Here is an 18,042-nt window from a genome sequence, read left to right as displayed (position 1 = left end):
AGAGAGCTCGTGTTTGGTGAAAGCGAGTAAGATATGTAGTTGGAAAATGGTCTTGGAGTTTCATAGATACGAGCCAGCGAGTACTCATATGTACGGCGCAGTAAGTTGAAATCGGCAGTGCTCGTTAACGCACAACGTATAACCTGGAAGTTTTCACAGATGTTCTCGACGATTTCTAACGGGCGTACGTTAAGGTGTGGGCGCGAGAGCCCTGCATGAACACCGGGTGGTAACACGTTATTGAAGCGTCCCGTAATCTATATTATAGATTACGGGACGCTTTTTGTTTGATACTTTTTCATATTATAAAAATAAGGAAGGCAAAAAAATGAGTGTCATATTACAAAATGGTTTGTTGAAACGTGAACGATTAACATTAGGTACATTTAAAATATTACAGCCAACCTTAAATGTTTTAGTTGTTAATCTCATGCCCAATCGCTTACAGACGGAGAGGCAATTTGCACAGTTACTTACGCACTTGTCAGTTAATGTGCGCGTTACCTATGCAATTCCAGCGTCACACCATATTAAAAACAATGCTGAGGTAGTTAAAGAAAATTACGATACTTTTGAAGATATCTGGCAAAAAAAATATGATGGTTTAATTGTGACTGGCGCACCAGTTGATCGCATCAAATTTGAAACGATTGACTACTGGCAAGAATTTCAACAATTATTGATATGGCGAAAAACACATGTGAGAGAAAATTTATTTACTTGCTGGTCAGCTTATGGTGCCGGATATGCTGAGCGTAACTTTCCCGTACGTCACAGCATAAAAAAAGTATATGGTGTTTACCATGTGGATCATATTTTGAATCAACGTAGTCAATTGACTGCCGACTTAACACAAATGACCATGCCACAGTCGCGATATTTTACTATTCCAAATGAAGGCATCGCGCGTCGATTAAAAGTTGCGGGAAATGATTTGGCTGGTGCGTTTATTTTACGTGATGAGCGCGCACGTTCGACTTATATCACGGGTCATTTAGAATATGATACAACAACATTAGAAGATGAGTATCAACGTGACATAAAAAAAGATGCCAGTACACAGCAACCGAAAAATTATTATGTTAACGGACAACCTCATAATAATTGGCAAAAAAGTGCCGAAAAAATATTTTTTAATTGGGGACAATTATTAATAGCTGGAACACAATGTATAGAAATGATTGATTTGTTACCAGCTTTAAAGCACACGCGTGAAGGAGAAAAAACGGGATGATTGAAAAAATAGATACAATTCTAGCGCAAGGTGGTAACGGCACGGATGATAATAAAACTGGCGCAATTGTGACACCACTATATTTTTCAACTGCCTATCGTCATCCAGGACTGGGTGAATCTACAGGATTTGATTACGCACGTTTAAATACGCCAACGCGGCATATTTTAGAAGAACAACTAGCTGTTTTAGAGCAAGGGATTCAAGCTTTTGCAACAAGTTCGGGTATGTCTGCCATTGATTTAGTTTTTTCTACGGTGCTTAAAACAGGAGATCATTTTCTAACAAGTGATGATTTGTACGGTGGCACCTACCGCTATTTTGACAGCATTGTGACACAACGAGGTGTAAGCTATGATCCCTGTAGTAATTTAGATGATTTTTTAACAAAAATTCAACCGAAAACGAAACTCATTTGGCTGGAAACACCTTCAAATCCGATGATGAAGATATTTGATATCCAGCAAATAAGTGCGGTTGTGAAGGCAAAATATCCAGATATCATTCTGGCTGTTGATAACACTTTTTTAACACCTATTTTTCAACAACCTTTAACACTAGGAGCAGATATTGTGGTGCACTCAGCGACTAAGTATCTTGGTGGACACAACGACATTTTAGCCGGAGCCGTGATTACAGGCGTTGATGAACTTGCAGTACAACTAGAAACAGTGTTGGCGACAAACGGCCAGGTATTAGATCCATTTAGTTCTTGGTTATTGATTCGAAGCCTAAAAACTTTGCATGTGCGTATGATACGTCACAATGAAAATGGCCATTATTTAGCAGACAAACTGGTTGATGTTAGCGGAGTATCACATCTCAATTATGCAGGTGTTGGTGGCATGATTAGTTTTTATTTAGCCAATGGTTATGATGTTGACGCTTTCTTGAAGGGATTACACATTGCATCGTTTGCTGAAAGTTTGGGCGGACCAGAAACACTTATCACTATTCCTGCAGTACAAACGCATCACGATATGAGTCAAGCACAACGACTGGTTTTAGGTATTACAGACCAATTAGTACGTGTCAGTGCTGGTTTGGAAGACAAAGATGATTTGTTGAATGATTTAACGCAAGCCATAGAAGGAGCAAAACTATGAGTGATTGGACCAATGTTATTCAAGCCACAACGATGCATGACCCTATTTCAGGTGCTATTAATACACCAATTCAGTTAAGTTCGACATTTAATCAACCTGATTTCGATAATTTTGGTCATTTTGACTACGCACGTTCAGGTAATCCAACACGAGAATCCGGGGAAGCGGCTGTCGCCAAATTAGAACATGGTAAACATGGCTATTTATTTAGTACCGGAATGGCAGCAATCAGTAGTGTCTTATTTACATTATCAGCTGGTGATCACATTGTGGTCAGTAAACATGTGTATGGTGGCACGTTTCGTCTCTTAACTGATATTTTGCCACGATGGGGTATAACACACGACATGGTCGATTTTAGTGATTTGGATGCTGTTGCTGCAGCGATTACACCAGCAACAAAAGCACTTTACATTGAAACACCATCTAATCCTACTTTACACATCACAGATATTACTGCAGTAGTTCGTTTAGCTAAAGTACACCATCTTTTCACTATTGCAGATAACACATTTTTATCACCATTTTTACAAAAACCGCTAGATCTTGGTGTAGATATTGTTGTACATTCAGCGACAAAGTTTTTAGCAGGACATTCTGATATTTTGGCAGGGGCTGTGGTGGTGAATCGATCAGACTTAGCTGATAAAATTTATTTTATACAAAATGCTGTTGGTGCTACATTAGGGGTGTTGGATACTTGGTTACTATTAAGGGGTATTAAAACATTAGGTGTTCGCATGACACATGCCAGTCGGTCTGCTCAAAAAATTGCTGAGTATCTTGCAGCACATAGCAAAGTCACACGGGTCTTGTATCCTGGATTAGTCAATCATGAAGGATACGCTATTCAAATGAAACAGGCTAATTCAGGTGGTGCAGTACTAAGCTTTGACGTCGGTTCTGAGGCTCATGCAAGAACAGTTGTTGAAGCATTAAAGATACCAGTGTTTTCTGTTAGTTTAGGCGCAGTGGAAACAATTATTAGCTATCCACCAAAGATGAGTCATGCGGAGTTAAACGCGCAGGCATTGGCTAATGTGGGTATTTCACCTGGATTACTCCGTTTTTCAGTTGGTTTGGAAGATACGGATGATTTAATTGTTGATTTAGAACAAGCACTTGCACAAATTTAAAAAAAGGAAAAAACGCTGTCAATAACTCCGAAACAGCGTAGGTAAAAATTTATGATAACAACTACAACTAAACTACATTATCATTTTGATCAAGTTGGCTCTTATTTGCGTCCTGATCGATTAAAAAAGGCCCGTGAGCAATTTGCTAACGCTCAGATTGATAAACAAGCGTTATTGATCATACAACATGAAGAAATAAAAAAAGTTGTTGATGAGCAGATAAAAGCTGGTTTATCAGCGGTGACTGATGGTGAATTTAATCGCTCATGGTGGCATTTAGACTTTTTAGGGCAACTCGGAGGTTTTGAATTTTACGAACAAGAAAATTCGTATAAATTCCATGGTGCTAACACACGGACTACCAATGTACGTTTGAATGGTAAAGTTCACGCTAACTTCGCACATCCATTTTTTGAGGATTTTACATATCTGCAATCAATTGTGCCAACTGGGATTGAAGTGAAACAGACGATACCATCACCGACCTTAGTCATTAAGCGTGATCATCGATCCGATTTGTGGTCAAACTATTACGCGACTTGGACAGATTTTTTGAATGATATCGCACAAGCGTATCATGATACTTTGCAACACTTTTATGATTTAGGTGCGCGTTATATTCAGTTAGATGATACAACCTGGGCATATTTAATTACACAATTTAATGTAAATCGTGATAACCTAAAAGAGCGGGAAAAGTATGAACAACTTGCTGAAGATAATGTTTACGTGATTAATAAAGCGTTGTCAGATTTACCAAAGGATTTAAAATTATCGACACATATTTGTCGTGGCAATTTTAAATCAACTTATTTGTTCGAGGGTGGGTATGGACCTGTTGCAAAATACTTGGGGCAATTAAATTATGATGGCTTTTTCTTAGAGTACGATGATGCACGTTCGGGGGATTTCAAGCCACTGTCTGATATTTGGCATAATCGGCAAAATGTCGAAATTGTTCTTGGCTTATTAACCTCTAAGTCAGCTGATCTAGAAGATGAAAAAGCAATTATATCTCGCATTATTGCGGCACAAAAATATGTACCAAAAAGTAATCTTGCATTATCGACACAGTGCGGATTTTCTTCAACAGAGGAAGGTAATGTACTAACAATTCCTGATCAATGGCAAAAATTAGCTTTAGTTAAAAAAATAGCTGATGAACAGTTAAGTTAAAATTTTTCGTGTAGACTAATGAATTAGGAGAATGCGATGAACTAAACTGATATTAAAGAGTAAAATAAGAGATAAAATACCAGAAGATATGCTTAAAGGAGAAAAATAATGGCAGAAACAGTTGTTGAAAGTTTTACATTGGATCACACAAAGGTTAAGGCACCCTATGTACGTGTCATTGAGTCACAAGATGGCCCACAGGGCGGACGCATTACAAACTATGATTTGCGTTTGACACAACCTAATGAAACAGCCATTGAAACTGGTGGATTGCATACGTTAGAACATCTATTTGCAGGGCTTGTGCGTGATGAAATTGATGGGATTATTGATATGTCGCCATTTGGTTGCCGTACAGGATTTCACGTTATTTCGTGGGTAGATTATGATGCCGAGACACTGGCGAAAGTATTCAAAAAAGTACTTGAAAAAATTGTTAGTGATGAAATAACTGAAGTACCAGCTGCTGAAATTGAAAGCTGTGGTAATTTTAAAGATCACAGTTTACATTCAGCAAAAGAATGGGCTAAAATTATTTTGGCACAATGTATTTCAAGTGATGCATTTGAACGTAAAGTTGTCTGAACATATTTGTTCAAAAAATTAACTCATAACATGATATTTGTAACTAAGAAAAAAGAGCTGATTGAGCATTAAACAGAGGGTTCATGTTTGGTGAAAATGAACAATCTAGCATCAGGAAAATAGTCTCGGAGTTATTGTCGTTGTAAGTGTGTTTTTATAAATATAAACAATTACCGGGTAGTGACACGAGATGTTGTCCCGCAGTCTTAGATATAAGACTGCGTTTTTTTATATGCTATATTGAAAATGTTGCTGATTTAATTTTGGCACTTGAAGAAGTATTAAACACAGTTTAATGCGTGACAATGTCAGTAGCTGTAATAGCACTAGTTCTTAAATATGTGTTAATGTTAATATATTCGATTACATAATCAAGGGGAACTGAGAGATGAACAAGAAAATTATCATTGGCCTTGTGGCTGCCGTTGTGATCATTGGTGGCGTTGTCGTAGCTACAAAATCACAACAATCAGCGGGTGAAAAAGTTTTACGTATTGCGACACAAAATAACATATCGACACTTGATCCTAATTATGCTGATGAAATAGGTGCTAATTGGGCAGAGGTACAGACGTTAGAAGGCCTTTATACCACTGGAAAAAATGGTGAAATCGTGGCCGGTGTTGCTCAAAATGTTGTAAAACCAACAGAAAATAATACAGTATATACACTACATTTGCGGAAAAATGCAAAATGGTCAGATGGTACGAAAGTAACAGCGCAAGATTTTGTTTCCTCAGTCAAAAGGCAAGTGGATCCAAAAACAAAATCAACGCGTGCCAATCATTTTAAGGATATTGCTGGATATGATGCTGTTTATAACCATCATGCAAATGTGAACCAGTTAGGTATTCAGGCCGTTGATCAATACACAGTTAAAATTCAGTTATCACATCCTGTACCCTACTTTGATTTTATTTTAGCTAACCAACTGTATCCTATTAATCGCGCTAAGGTGAAAGAATATGGTAAAAAATATGGGCAAACTGCTGCGACAACAGTTTCTAATGGTGCATACACGATTAAAAAGTGGAATCAATCATCAACAACGTGGGAATTTGCAAAAAATAAGTACTATAGTGATAGTAAAAATGTGCACTATGATACCATTAAAGCGACTCAAGTAACAGACACAACGTTAGCAGCAAAACAATTTCAAACCAAAAAAGTAGATGAAGCAACTGTTTCGGGTAGTGTATTGTCTAATTTGAAAAAGACTAATGCTGATGACATTAAAGAAACTGCTGCAGGACGTGTTGCCTTTATTGTTTGGAATGCTAAGGACAAAGTCGTTAGTAACGCTAATTTAAAAAAGGCTGTGAGTTTAGCAATCAATCGTCAAACATTAGCTGACGAAGCATTGGGTGATGGCTCTAAACCAGCAAAGTCAATTATACCGAGCGGTGAAATTAAAATTGCTGGTAAAGATTTAAATGATGGTTTATCACTACCCTATAATAAAACACAAGCACAGCAATACCTTAAAAAAGCGCAGTTAGAATTAGGTCAGAAAAAAATTGTTATTACGCTTAATACAGCAGATACTGATTCTTACAAAGCAGTGGGTGTTTTCTTGAAGCAAAGTATTGAATCTGCATTGCCTGATGTCACGATTAATTTGAACCGATTACCTTTAAATGCTGAAATTTCTGCTTTTAATAATCATAATTTCCAAGCGGGCACACTGTCGTGGTCAACTGACTATGATGATCCAATTGACTTTTTAGATATTGCTTATTCAAAGGGTGCTATTAACTTTACAAATTGGAAAAATGACGCTTATGATAAAGTCTATGAACAGATTAATAGTCAAAATACTGCTAATGATACACGTTATAAATTAGAACGAGAAGCAGCCAAGATTAATAATGAAGAAAATGGCGTCACGCCATTGTATCAAACATCAAATGTGCACCTACAAAGTAAGACCGTTAAAAATCTAAATTATCCATTAGTTGGTTATCAAAACTATAAATATGCTAAATAATGTGTCAATTTACTGATGAAATGATAATTACGTCTTAAATAGCATTCAATTTGGAGAAATAAAATGATTAAAAAAATAGGAATTCCGTCTAATAATGTATTACATGCCAATCCGAGATTTGGTACGAATTATGTTGATTATGTTCAAAAAAATTATATTGATGGTTTGACAAATGCCGGTGCATTACCCGTGATATTACCTATTGCACAACCTGAATCAGCAAAAGCGTATGTTGATATTGTTGATGCGTTAGTTTTTGTTGGTGGTCAGGATGTATCACCTGAATATTTTGGGGAAGAACCACACTTAAAATTAGCTGAAATAGATCGTGGGCGAGATGCTTTTGAAATAGCATTAGTGACGGAGGCAATTAGACAAGAAAAACCTATTTTTGGTATTTGTCGTGGATTACAGATTATCAATGTTGCCTTAGGTGGTACATTATATCAAGATTTACCAAGTCAATATCATGCACTAACGGTCAAACATGATCAATATCCAACTAAATGGTACATGCCTACACATCATTTAGTTTTAAAAAGACAGAGTTGGTTGAATGGTGTTATTAATGAAGAAACGCTGGTTAATTCATTTCATCATCAAGCAGCTAAAGACCTAGCCACGGGTCTAATCCTAGATGCGACTAGTACTGATGGGGTAATCGAAGCATTTTCTGATGAGAAGCGCCGAATTTATGCAGTACAGTGGCATCCTGAAATGTTATTGATGGGGCAAGTACCAGAAGCGCAAGCATTATTTAATGCTTTTGTTGATAAAATTTAAATTACAGTCGACATTATAAGCGTTAATAAGCCAAAAAATTACATGTCATCCTAAGTTGAACATAAATCTAACTTAGGGATTTTTTTATTTGTTAAAAGAGCGTACAATATGTTGAGTAATAAATAACTGTATTGAGAGAAATAATATGTTTCAAAATATGAAACGAATTTTAATTGGTAAACCTCTAAAAACATTAGATGAAGGCGGCCAACAATTATCTAAGACAAAGGCATTGGCATTATTATCGTCAGATGCGTTATCATCAGTTGCTTATGGTACTGAATCGATCACAACAGCCCTATTGGCTGCTGGTGCTGTCGCATTATGGTTGCAACTACCCATTGCTTTATTGGTGTTGATATTACTGGCAGCGATTGTTATGAGCTATCGTCAGATTATTCATGCATACCCCTCTGGTGGTGGCGCCTACGCTGTTGCAAGTGAGAACTGGGGACCAAAAGCTGGCTTAATTGCCGGCGGCTCGTTATTGGTTGATTATATGTTAACGGTGGCGGTTTCAGCTTCGGCTGCTGCTGATGCGATTACTGCTGCTGTGCCAGCGGTGTTACCTTTTGCAGTGCCATTGGCGATTATAGTTGTTATTTTACTCACTGGAATGAATTTGCGTGGATTACGTGAAAGCGCTAATTTTTTGATGTTTCCAGTTTATTTTTTTGTGGCTGTCATAGCGCTAATGATTCTTTGGGGCCTTTTTCAGGCAATAACCGGTCAATTACCGTATCATGCAGCTGCAAAGGTTGGCACAAGTTTTTCTGGTTTATCATTTGTTCTATTTATGCGCGCGTTTTCAAGTGGTTCATCATCATTAACAGGTGTCGAGGCAATTTCAAATGCTGTGCCAAACTTTAAAGTGCCAAAGGAACGGCATGCTGCCGCAACGTTAACAACCATGGCTATTATTTTGGCTACATTCTTTGGTGGTATTACATTTTTGAGCTATTGGTATGGTATTAGACCAGATGCACATTCAACCGTGTTATCACAAATCGCGGCTATGACATTTGGCGGTCATGGGATTGGCTTTTATGTGGTGCAATTAGCAACGGCTATGATATTGGCAGTTGCTGCCAATACCGGTTTCTCAGCTTTTCCGATGCTTGCTTTGAATTTGGCGCGCGATAAATATTTGCCGCATCTTTACATGGATAAGGGCGATCGTCTAGGATATTCTAATGGTATCTTATCACTTGCTTTTGGCGCAGTGGTGCTGTTGTTGATTTTTCATGGTTCAACGGACGCTTTAATTCCATTATATGCCGTTGGTGTTTTCGTACCATTCACCTTATCACAATCAGGCATGATTATTCACTGGTGGCGTAAGCGACCAAAAAACTGGCTGATTAAAGCAATCATTAACTTTATTGGCGCTTTTATTTCAGCTGTATTAGTCATAACATTATTTGCGACACGTATTGAACATGTATGGCCTTATTTATTAATTATGCCTATTGTCATGTATATGTTCTTGAAAATTAAGGGTCATTATACGAGTATTGCTCGGCAATTAAGATTGGCATATGCTAAAAATGACCATGCGGTGCGTCATCATTATGATGGATCAACAGTCATTGTATTGGTATCAAATGTCACAAAGGTAACGACTGAGGCAGTCGATTATGCTTTATCAATTGGTGACAATGTTGTGGCCATGCATGTGAGTTTTGATGTGAATCCCAAAAAAGAACTAGAAACATCCAATCAATTTAAAGTTGATTTTCCAGATGTCCGTTATGTGGACATCCACTCTTCCTATCGATCAATTATTAAACCAGCAGTGAGTTTTGTGGATGCTGTGGTTAAACAGGCAGAAAAGCGCAATCATTCAGTGACAGTGTTGGTGCCACAGTTTGTACCTAAAAAGCCTTGGCAAAATATTTTGCATAACCAAAATTCGTTACGTTTGCGAACAGCATTTGCTTCACGAAAAGATATTTCGGTATCAACTTATTATTACCATTTATCAGAGTAAAGAAACCGAATAAACATGAAAGGTGATAGCGTGGAATACTGTTAAATAGTTCACGCTACTGGTAGTCTTATGTCGCAAGATACAAAATTAATGTTATTTTTTATTTGGGTAGTGATCGCCATGTTGATCTCAACAATTGGCTTAATTATAATTATGCGTTGGTATCATCGTGAAGTGAATAAAGTTAAACAAGCTAAACGTGATGAAAAAATGAAACAACATGATAATGAATAGTTGAAAAAACACCGACAGTGAAGGACGCCAAGTTGATTAGATTTTATCTAACTTTCTTGTAGCCTTTTACTGTTGGTGTTATTTTTTTCTTATAATTTATTGTCTCTTTTTGTAAACGGACTTTAAAATAGTGCTTATCTCACTAAAATGTTTCTGTTTCAATTTGGTCTAATTTATCAGCCCAATCAACTTCGGGATACTTACGAGACAAGGTCGTTGCTAAAACACGCTTTGCTAAATTACCATTACGAGTAAAAATTGGACCATGAAAGTATGAACCGTAAACATTACGATAGATCACACCTTCAGTCTTATCCATCCCATTGTTACCATTACCTGAAATAACAGTCCCTAAGGCGCGTTCATTTTCACCTAAGAAAGTACGACCTTGATGATTTTCAAAGCCATGATAAGTTTCAGCCGTATCATTATTTTTAATCACAATATTGCCAGTAAGCCGTTTATTATTTAACGTCGTTAGTTTAGGATCATGCATGTTAGTCGTGTAGTGATCCATGACGCCGATACCGTCAACTTTAGTGCCGTCAGCCATGACCATATAGTGGCCAAGGAGTTGAAAGCCACCACAAACGGCCAGTAAGGGGCCATCATTTTCAATATAATGGCGTACTTGGTCGGCCTTATTTTTCAAATCTTTGGCAACAATTGTCTCTTCATAATCTTGCCCGCCACCAAACAAAGCAAAATCAAAGCTATCAGCATCAAAATTATCTCCGAGTGATACCAGATGATAATTAACGGCAACACCAATTTGTTTGGCATAATATGTCAATGCAATAATATTGCCATAATCGCCATATGTATTCATCAAATTACCATAAAGGTGCGCGACAGAAATCTCGAAATTTGCCATTAAAATCCTCCTTTGATATAGCCGGCTGCGCCAAGTTGTTCACGTAACTGCAGCATAGCTGTATAAGTTGCTGCGATATAAACTTTATCGGTTGGGAGTGCTTTAATTGCAGTAACAATTTGAGTTAAATCTTCATAGACAGCTTGATCTGGAAAACCAGCCATTTTCAAACGAACACGCAAATCTTTATAGCGCTCACCACCAGTAGCAACTGCTTTGATGTGGGTATCATGTAGTTTTTCAAATTCTGCATCCCATATCCAACTGGTATCGATACCGTCCGCGTAATTTGCATTTAGCAAAGCTAATAATGAAAAATCATCTTTTTCAGTGACCATCATGTCGATGACAGAATTTGTGCCAACGGGATTTTTAATCAAGACAATTGTGACATCTTTACCATCAACATGAAGGGCTTCTTGACGGCCAAATATTTGCGCATTAGATTCAAATGCTGTTTTTATCTTTTCAGGATCGACATTAAACTCACGTCCAACTGCAAAAGCAGTCAGTGCGTTGTAGATATTGTACAACCCCCCAATTTCAATACGCAGTGGTGTGTCATCAATGCTAAAAGTTGAATATTTGGGTGTTAAGTCAGTGATACTGGTGACTTGATAGTTTAATTTTGGACGTGCAAAATTGTCTGTTGTACTGAAATACTTACCTAAATTAGCGTAAGTTATAAAATCATATTCTAAAACGGAATGATCAGTAGGGGATAAGATACCATCGGTATTGATGGGTGCAACAGTAGGATTATAATCAGCTGGTTGTATATGATTAAAACCAAAGTATTTACGTTCATTAGTGAAATCACCACGTGTAAAAATTGGTGAATCGCCATTAGCTAAAACAACAGCCTCGGGCGCATGCTTAATACCAGCAATAATTTTATCGTATGTCGTATAAATTTCACCATAACGATCAAGCTGATCACGGAAAATGTTGGTCAGCACAAACATTTTTGGTTTCATAGCAGCAGCAATTTTTTCAACGTTTGCCTCATCAACTTCAAGTACAGCAATTGGTTTTTTGCCATTTGGTGAGGGTTTAACATTTGCTGTGACAAGGGTGCCTGTGATGCCTTGAATCATGTTTGAACCAGAAGGATTAGTAATAACAGTATAACCACCTGCCTGTAAGACGCGTGTGATGAGGGCAGTTGTGAGTGTTTTACCATTTGTACCAGTCACGATAATTAACTCAAAATCCTGTTGAATTTTTGTTAAAATGTTGGGATCGATTGATACCGCGAGTTTGCCTGGCAAGCTTGTGCCACCACGATGTAAAACGTCATGCAAAAGCCAATAAGAACTTTTTGCAGTAACGCGTGCTAGTGTGCTTCTAAGTGTCATAATTTCCCCGCTTTCATGATTATAATTTTACCACGAGCAAGCGTGTGGTGGGGATATTTACTTAAAAGTTAAGTCATATCCAGCAATATTATGATCAGGTTGATTTAATATTCATGCAAGCTGAAAGTGTTAATATAGAAGAGATATACAAAGTAACTGTTTAGAGAAGGTACATGGGTATGTTACCGAATAAAAAAAGAACTCAAATGACAAGAAATAAAAAAAGAAAACGTCAGCACTTGTGGTTAAACATAACTGTTATTGGAAGTTTGACAGGTGTTTTAATAATAACCAAGGGAAGTAACTTATCTCAATTTATTGAACCTGTTCAAGCGATGGCAATCAATGCATTACCAACCCAAAAAACCGCAACTGGTCAAAAAGTAACTTTCACAAGAACATTCACTAAGCGATATTTAGTGGCAAATGCAACGCAAAAAAGATTAGTGGGATTTCAAACAATTGGCTCAAAGACATATTATTTTGAACCAAAAACAGGTGAAATGGTGTATGGTTTAAAAACGATTGCCGGAAACAGTTACTATTTTGATGAAAATGGCGTGAGTAACACACAATTGGCATATGAAAAAACGGTTGCATCAGTTGTTGGTAACAATAAAATTGTTGAAAAAGCGATTGCAGGTGGTATGAAACTTGTTGGCAAAAGTCCTTATGTTTATGGTGGTGGTAGAACATCAAAATCTATCGCCAATAATGAATTTGATTGTTCATCTTTTATCGCTTGGTTTTATCGTCAGGCAGGGCAACCGTTGGTTGTCCAATCAGCCGCATCTACAACAATATTGAATCAAATTGGGACAACAGTGGCGTGGTCTGAGATGCAACGTGGTGATATACTGGTGACACCTGATACGTATACAGAAGAGCGACTTCACACTGCTATTTATTTAGGTAATGGTTTCATATTACATGATTCTGCATCGACTCATGGTGTCGCAATTAGCCGATTAGCCGATTTAGTAAATCCTAAAACGTCGCAAACATTGACGTGGTCGGAACTGTTTAAACCTGGAACGGTGCGACAGGTTGTTGCTAATTAATTTTTAGGTGTCGTTTCAAATCATGGTTTTTTGTTGTGTCAAAAATTGCTATAATAGTAAGAGACTGTTTTTGTTTGAATTGCTGAACTGAGATGTACAACATAATTTTTTTATTTGATAAGTCAGGGGGAAAGTGTTTATAAACGATGGTATTATGGTCATGATACAACATCGCTAACACGTTTAAAATATGGCACAACTATTCTTTGAATACGGCGCAATGAGTTCAGGTAAATCGATTGAAATTTTAAAAGTAGCACATAATTACGAATCGCAAGGTCGACAAGTGCTCTTGATGACACCAATTACTGATACGCGTGCAGGTATTGGTGTTGTCGCAAGTCGTATTGGACTGTCCCGCGAGGCTTTAGCGGTCAAACCGGCAGACGATTTATATGTCTTGATTAAAAGTATGACAGGTGATGATTTGGCAGTTATTTTAGTGGATGAGGCACAGTTTTTAACACCAGAACAGGTGGATCAATTAGCCTATACAGTAGATAACTTACATATTCCAGTGATGGCATTTGGCTTAAAACAAGATGCTTTCAACAACTTATTCGCTGGATCAAAACGATTGATCGAGTTAGCGGATAAACTAGAAGAAATGAAAACTATTTGTTCATTTTGTGGCAAAAAAGCAACAACACAACTGAGAATAGTCAATGGCAAACCACAACGTCAAGGCGCTCAAGTTTTCATTGGTGGTGACGAAGCCTACATTCCGACGTGCCGCCGTCATTGGTACAATCCTGATTTAGACAAAATTGCGACAATGTTTCCGATTAAGTAACTGAGCATGCTAAATAAACAGTTAATAAGAATTGACAATCAGTTAATTCGTACATAACATAAATACGTGAACTGTGACATGTAGAAAACAGTTCACATCTTGGAGAAAATAGATGGACCCAATATTTCAATCATTACAAACAGTTGTTGATCGCTATGATGAGCTAAATGAGCAGCTGGCTGATCCGGATGTTGCTGGTGATGGCCAACAATATATGGCGTTGTTAAAAGAAGCAGGCGAAATGCGTGAAACTGTTGCAGTTTATACCCACTATAAACAAGTGATGCAAGGTATTTCGGATGCTGAAGACATGCTTGATGATGCTGAAATGGCACCACTTGCCAAAGAAGACTTGAACACGCTAAAACCTGAAAAAATCGAATTAGAAGATCAGCTTAAAATTTTGATGTTACCAAAAGATCCAAATGACGATAAAAACATTATTATGGAAATACGTGGCGCAGCAGGTGGCGACGAGTCATCGCTATTTGCCGCAGATTTACTTGATATGTATCGCCGTTATGCAGAAAAGCAACGCTGGGCTGTAAGCATTATTGATGAAACAATCACTGAAGTCGGTGGCTATAAAGAAGTAGCTATTATGATTACTGGCGATAATGTTTATTCGAAGCTAAAATTTGAATCTGGTGCACACCGTGTCCAGCGTGTTCCTTCAACAGAAACACAAGGTCGTGTACATACGTCGACTGCTACTGTTGGGGTGATGCCTGAATTTGAGGAAATCGATTTTGAACTGGCCGAATCTGATTTGGAAGAGGAGTTTTTCCGATCAGGGGGTGCTGGTGGACAAAACGTCAATAAGGTTTCAACAGCTGTACGTTTAGTTCACAAACCAACTGGTATTATGGTTAAAATGCAAGAAGAACGTACACAAATCAAAAACCGTGATAAAGCACGTAAATTACTTGCTAGCCGTGTATATGATTTTTATGCACAACAAAACGAAGCTGAATATGCGGAGAAACGTAAATCTGCTGTCGGTACTGGTGATCGTTCTGAACGTATCCGTACCTATAATTATCCACAAAATCGTGTGACGGATCATCGTATTGGCTTGACGCTCAATAAACTTGACCGTATTATGAATGGTGAACTGGGTGAAATTGTGGATGCACTTGTTATTGCAAATCAAACAGCCAAGTTGGCTGAATTGAACCAAGCCTGAAAATGACTGAAAAACAATTTGAAACACCAAAACAATTTAAGCAAGTTGGTAATTATGAACCAGCACGTCAAATAATGCCAGACAAATTGACTGCACCAAAATGGTATGATTGGGACGATATTAAGAAACCTATAAAGCCAAGTCAAGTTAAAATTTCGTTACTTGAGGGTCGTAAGTGGGCGATTGAAGAATTGACAAGTGTTGGCATGCCAAAAGAGGATGCCCAAGACAACGTCGATTTTTTATTGAGTGGTGCATTAAATATTAATTATGCCTATTTACGTGCAAACATAACACGCACGATGCCGTCTGATTTAGCAGCTATTTGGCCAAAATGGCTGGCCAAGTTGATGAATAATGAACCTGTGCAATATATTTTAGGACATGCGCCTTTTTATGGTCGTGAGTTTATGGTTGATTCCAGGGTTTTGATACCACGCCCTGAAACTGAACAATTAGTTGAATGGATCTTAAAAGATGCTGGTAGTAAAAATGGCAAACCTGTTTCAGTATTAGATATTGGAACAGGAACTGGCGCCATTATTGAAACCTTGATGTTAGAAAATCCTCGTGTACGTGGATTTGCGGCAGATATTTCATCAGATGCTTTAGCAGTTGCAGAAATGAATGCACAGCGTTTTGGTTTAAATTACCTACATCTGGTGCAAAGTGATGTCTATAGCGCTTTAGAAGGACTCGAATTTGATATTATTGTTAGTAATCCACCCTACATTGCAACAACTGATGAAGATGAAATGGCTGATAATGTGCTTGAATATGAACCGCACACTGCATTATTTGCCGATCATGGTGGTTTAGCAATTTATGAAAAAATAGCAGCAGATTTAGCACTTTATTTATCTGATCACGGCCGTGCGTATTTTGAAATTGGCTATAAACAAGGACAGCAGGTTGTGTCAATGATGCAACATGCCCTGCCACAGGCGGAAGTAACACTGAAAAAAGATTTCTCAGGCCTAGATAGAATGGTCAGAGTAGTGAAAGGATAGTCGCGTAAGCTTATTATTAAGCGTTAACGCATATGGTTATAATGGAGACTGAATTATTAACAAGTAACGATATAAAACGAGCCGGTGCATTACTTAGGGCCGGTGAAGTAGTTGCTTTTCCGACGGAAACCGTTTATGGATTAGGCGCCGATGCAACTAATGAAGCAGCCGTCAAAAAAGTCTTTACAGCTAAGGGACGACCAGCAGATAATCCGTTAATTATGACTATTGCTGATGAAAAGCAATTGCATGATTTTGTTTTGGTTTCAGAAGCAGCGCGACAATTAATGACGGCCTTTTGGCCAGGGTCTCTGACAATTATTTTACCTATTAAACCAGAAAAAGTAGCAATGATCGTAACTGGTGGCCTTCAAACAGTGGCATTTCGTTTGCCTGATAATGATGTGGCTCGTGCAGTGATTCGTGACGCAGGTGTGCCAATTGTCGGGCCAAGTGCAAATACTTCTGGTAAACCGTCGCCCACAACTGCGCAACACGTTTGGCATGATATGAGTGGTAAAATTGCCGCCATTGTCGATGATGGTCCAACACAAATTGGTGTGGAGTCGACAGTTATTGATATGTCTTCTAAAGTGCCAACTATTTTACGCCCTGGCGCTGTCACACAGCAACAGCTGCAAGATGTATTAGGTGTCACAGTGATTGATGCGACAAGTACGACATCAGTGGCGAGTGACGTGACACCCAAAGCACCGGGGATGAAATATCGGCATTATGCACCAGATAAAAGGGTTGTTATGTTTGATAGGTTAGATGCGATAGATCTAATGCATAGTTTACAAACACATGATGTTGTCATGGCACAAGATACAACAATTGAAGTGATGAAGTTATCGTTAGAGCAATCATGGTCACTTGGTGAAACCCTTGAAAATGCCACGGAGCAATTATTTGCAGGTCTACGTTTTTATGATGATGAGGCGCAAGTGGCGACAATTTATGTTGAAAAAATGTCACCAATTGGTATTGGTAAAGCGTTCAATAATCGTTTAGCAAAGGCAGCAGGTAATCAGGAATTTAATCTGTGAGTAAAAGAGGAGAATTCCTCTTTTTTATTTACAGAAAACAATTTGCGTTTCATATGTAAACGTTTACATATGAAACGCCGTCAGATGGGCATTCTAGATGATTTTGCCTGATATAACAAGGATTTACCCGACAATTCACTTGATATTTTGTAAGCGCTTTGATAAACTAATAACAGAGGCTGTTTAACAGCTAAAAAGGAGAAATTAATTATGACACAATCAAAAGACTTTCATATCGTAGCAGAAACAGGGATCCATGCACGTCCAGCAACTTTGTTGGTACAAGCAGCATCAAAATTCACTTCAGATGTGACATTGTCATACCAAGGAAAAGATGTTAACTTGAAGTCAATCATGGGTGTGATGTCATTGGGTGTTGGTCAAGGCGCTGATGTGACAATCAAAACAGACGGTGACGATGAAGAATCTGCTATGGCAGCCATCGTTGAAGCAATGGAAACAGAAGGACTTGCAGAATAA

Annotated in this window: 17 protein-coding genes; 15 read left to right on the top strand and 2 right to left on the bottom strand. The window is 38.0% G+C overall.

Annotation, left to right across the window (positions count from 1 at the left end):
• Positions 1-328: 328 nt before the first annotated feature.
• From EUI_RS0104500 to EUI_RS10625, 9 genes are all read left to right on the top strand, one after another.
• Entirely contained in the window at positions 329-1,234 is a 906-nt protein-coding gene (locus EUI_RS0104500; RefSeq protein ID WP_010016413.1) for a homoserine O-acetyltransferase/O-succinyltransferase family protein, read from the top strand.
• On the top strand, positions 1,231-2,340 hold the full coding sequence (locus tag EUI_RS0104495) for a trans-sulfuration enzyme family protein (RefSeq protein WP_010016411.1): 1,110 nt from the start codon (positions 1,231-1,233) through the stop codon (positions 2,338-2,340). Before EUI_RS0104500 ends, EUI_RS0104495 begins: the two co-directional genes overlap by 4 nt.
• Positions 2,337-3,476, top strand: a complete 1,140-nt coding sequence (locus EUI_RS0104490; protein WP_010016410.1) for a trans-sulfuration enzyme family protein — start codon at positions 2,337-2,339, stop codon at positions 3,474-3,476. Before EUI_RS0104495 ends, EUI_RS0104490 begins: the two co-directional genes overlap by 4 nt.
• A 51-nt stretch (positions 3,477-3,527) precedes the next feature.
• The gene (locus EUI_RS0104485) at positions 3,528-4,652 is read left to right on the top strand and encodes a vitamin B12 independent methionine synthase (protein ID WP_010016409.1); all 1,125 of its coding nucleotides are present in this window, start codon (positions 3,528-3,530) and stop codon (positions 4,650-4,652) included.
• 108 nt (positions 4,653-4,760) lie between these two features.
• The gene (locus tag EUI_RS0104480) at positions 4,761-5,237 is read left to right on the top strand and encodes an S-ribosylhomocysteine lyase (RefSeq protein WP_010016407.1); all 477 of its coding nucleotides are present in this window, start codon (positions 4,761-4,763) and stop codon (positions 5,235-5,237) included.
• Positions 5,238-5,625: 388 nt separating this feature from the next.
• A complete protein-coding gene (locus EUI_RS0104475; RefSeq protein ID WP_010016405.1) occupies positions 5,626-7,224 on the top strand; it encodes a peptide ABC transporter substrate-binding protein in 1,599 nt (532 codons plus the stop codon).
• Between the two features lie 63 nt (positions 7,225-7,287).
• Entirely contained in the window at positions 7,288-8,007 is a 720-nt protein-coding gene (locus EUI_RS0104470; protein ID WP_010016404.1) for a gamma-glutamyl-gamma-aminobutyrate hydrolase family protein, read from the top strand.
• A 145-nt stretch (positions 8,008-8,152) separates the two neighbouring features.
• Positions 8,153-9,997 (top strand): APC family permease, encoded by a 1,845-nt coding sequence (locus EUI_RS0104465; protein ID WP_010016403.1) that lies wholly within the window; start codon positions 8,153-8,155, stop codon positions 9,995-9,997.
• Positions 9,998-10,066: 69 nt separating this feature from the next.
• Positions 10,067-10,231 carry a hypothetical protein gene (locus EUI_RS10625; RefSeq protein ID WP_010016402.1) on the top strand — a complete coding sequence of 55 codons (165 nt, stop codon included), beginning with the start codon at positions 10,067-10,069 and terminating at the stop codon, positions 10,229-10,231.
• A 142-nt stretch (positions 10,232-10,373) separates the two neighbouring features.
• Here the strand turns inward: EUI_RS10625 and EUI_RS0104455 are convergent, their stop codons facing one another.
• Positions 10,374-11,105: a type 1 glutamine amidotransferase gene (locus EUI_RS0104455; RefSeq protein ID WP_010016401.1), complete on the bottom strand. Its 732-nt coding sequence runs from the start codon at positions 11,103-11,105 to the stop codon at positions 10,374-10,376.
• A complete protein-coding gene (locus EUI_RS0104450) occupies positions 11,105-12,463 on the bottom strand; it encodes a Mur ligase family protein (RefSeq protein WP_010016400.1) in 1,359 nt (452 codons plus the stop codon). Before EUI_RS0104450 ends, EUI_RS0104455 begins: the two co-directional genes overlap by 1 nt.
• Before the next feature lie 206 nt (positions 12,464-12,669).
• On the opposite strand from EUI_RS0104450, the gene EUI_RS0104445 reads away from it, so the two are divergent.
• From EUI_RS0104445 to EUI_RS0104420, 6 genes are all read left to right on the top strand, one after another.
• Positions 12,670-13,524 carry a C40 family peptidase gene (locus EUI_RS0104445; protein ID WP_187286546.1) on the top strand — a complete coding sequence of 285 codons (855 nt, stop codon included), beginning with the start codon at positions 12,670-12,672 and terminating at the stop codon, positions 13,522-13,524.
• Between the two features lie 190 nt (positions 13,525-13,714).
• On the top strand, positions 13,715-14,317 hold the full coding sequence (locus EUI_RS0104440) for a thymidine kinase (protein ID WP_010016397.1): 603 nt from the start codon (positions 13,715-13,717) through the stop codon (positions 14,315-14,317).
• A gap of 112 nt (positions 14,318-14,429) precedes the next feature.
• On the top strand, positions 14,430-15,503 hold the full coding sequence (prfA, locus tag EUI_RS0104435) for a peptide chain release factor 1 (RefSeq protein ID WP_010016395.1): 1,074 nt from the start codon (positions 14,430-14,432) through the stop codon (positions 15,501-15,503).
• A 2-nt stretch (positions 15,504-15,505) separates the two neighbouring features.
• Positions 15,506-16,513 (top strand): peptide chain release factor N(5)-glutamine methyltransferase, encoded by a 1,008-nt coding sequence (gene prmC / locus EUI_RS0104430; protein WP_010016393.1) that lies wholly within the window; start codon positions 15,506-15,508, stop codon positions 16,511-16,513.
• 41 nt (positions 16,514-16,554) lie between these two features.
• On the top strand, positions 16,555-17,562 hold the full coding sequence (locus EUI_RS0104425; RefSeq protein WP_029508517.1) for an L-threonylcarbamoyladenylate synthase: 1,008 nt from the start codon (positions 16,555-16,557) through the stop codon (positions 17,560-17,562).
• Positions 17,563-17,772: 210 nt separating this feature from the next.
• Positions 17,773-18,042, top strand: coding sequence for a phosphocarrier protein HPr (locus EUI_RS0104420; RefSeq protein WP_010016390.1), 270 nt, complete (start codon positions 17,773-17,775; stop codon positions 18,040-18,042).

Source organism: Leuconostoc gelidum subsp. gelidum KCTC 3527 (assembly GCF_000166715.1).
GTDB classification, from domain to species: Bacteria; Bacillota; Bacilli; order Lactobacillales; family Lactobacillaceae; genus Leuconostoc; species Leuconostoc gelidum.
Note: the sequence above shows the minus strand (reverse complement) of the source record. Positions and strands in the feature narration are given on the sequence as shown.

Coding starts and splice junctions, on each gene's coding strand:
- EUI_RS0104495 (WP_010016411.1), top strand. CDS start 1,231: ATGATTGAAAAAATAGATACAATTCTAGCGCAAGGTGGTAACGGCACG.
- EUI_RS0104480 (WP_010016407.1), top strand. CDS start 4,761: ATGGCAGAAACAGTTGTTGAAAGTTTTACATTGGATCACACAAAGGTT.
- EUI_RS0104465 (WP_010016403.1), top strand. CDS start 8,153: ATGTTTCAAAATATGAAACGAATTTTAATTGGTAAACCTCTAAAAACA.
- EUI_RS0104485 (WP_010016409.1), top strand. CDS start 3,528: ATGATAACAACTACAACTAAACTACATTATCATTTTGATCAAGTTGGC.
- prfA (WP_010016395.1), top strand. CDS start 14,430: ATGGACCCAATATTTCAATCATTACAAACAGTTGTTGATCGCTATGAT.
- EUI_RS0104455 (WP_010016401.1), bottom strand. CDS start 11,105: ATGGCAAATTTCGAGATTTCTGTCGCGCACCTTTATGGTAATTTGATG.
- EUI_RS10625 (WP_010016402.1), top strand. CDS start 10,067: ATGTCGCAAGATACAAAATTAATGTTATTTTTTATTTGGGTAGTGATC.
- EUI_RS0104500 (WP_010016413.1), top strand. CDS start 329: ATGAGTGTCATATTACAAAATGGTTTGTTGAAACGTGAACGATTAACA.
- EUI_RS0104475 (WP_010016405.1), top strand. CDS start 5,626: ATGAACAAGAAAATTATCATTGGCCTTGTGGCTGCCGTTGTGATCATT.
- EUI_RS0104470 (WP_010016404.1), top strand. CDS start 7,288: ATGATTAAAAAAATAGGAATTCCGTCTAATAATGTATTACATGCCAAT.
- EUI_RS0104420 (WP_010016390.1), top strand. CDS start 17,773: ATGACACAATCAAAAGACTTTCATATCGTAGCAGAAACAGGGATCCAT.
- EUI_RS0104490 (WP_010016410.1), top strand. CDS start 2,337: ATGAGTGATTGGACCAATGTTATTCAAGCCACAACGATGCATGACCCT.
- EUI_RS0104450 (WP_010016400.1), bottom strand. CDS start 12,463: ATGACACTTAGAAGCACACTAGCACGCGTTACTGCAAAAAGTTCTTAT.
- EUI_RS0104425 (WP_029508517.1), top strand. CDS start 16,555: ATGGAGACTGAATTATTAACAAGTAACGATATAAAACGAGCCGGTGCA.
- EUI_RS0104445 (WP_187286546.1), top strand. CDS start 12,670: ATGACAAGAAATAAAAAAAGAAAACGTCAGCACTTGTGGTTAAACATA.
- prmC (WP_010016393.1), top strand. CDS start 15,506: ATGACTGAAAAACAATTTGAAACACCAAAACAATTTAAGCAAGTTGGT.
- EUI_RS0104440 (WP_010016397.1), top strand. CDS start 13,715: ATGGCACAACTATTCTTTGAATACGGCGCAATGAGTTCAGGTAAATCG.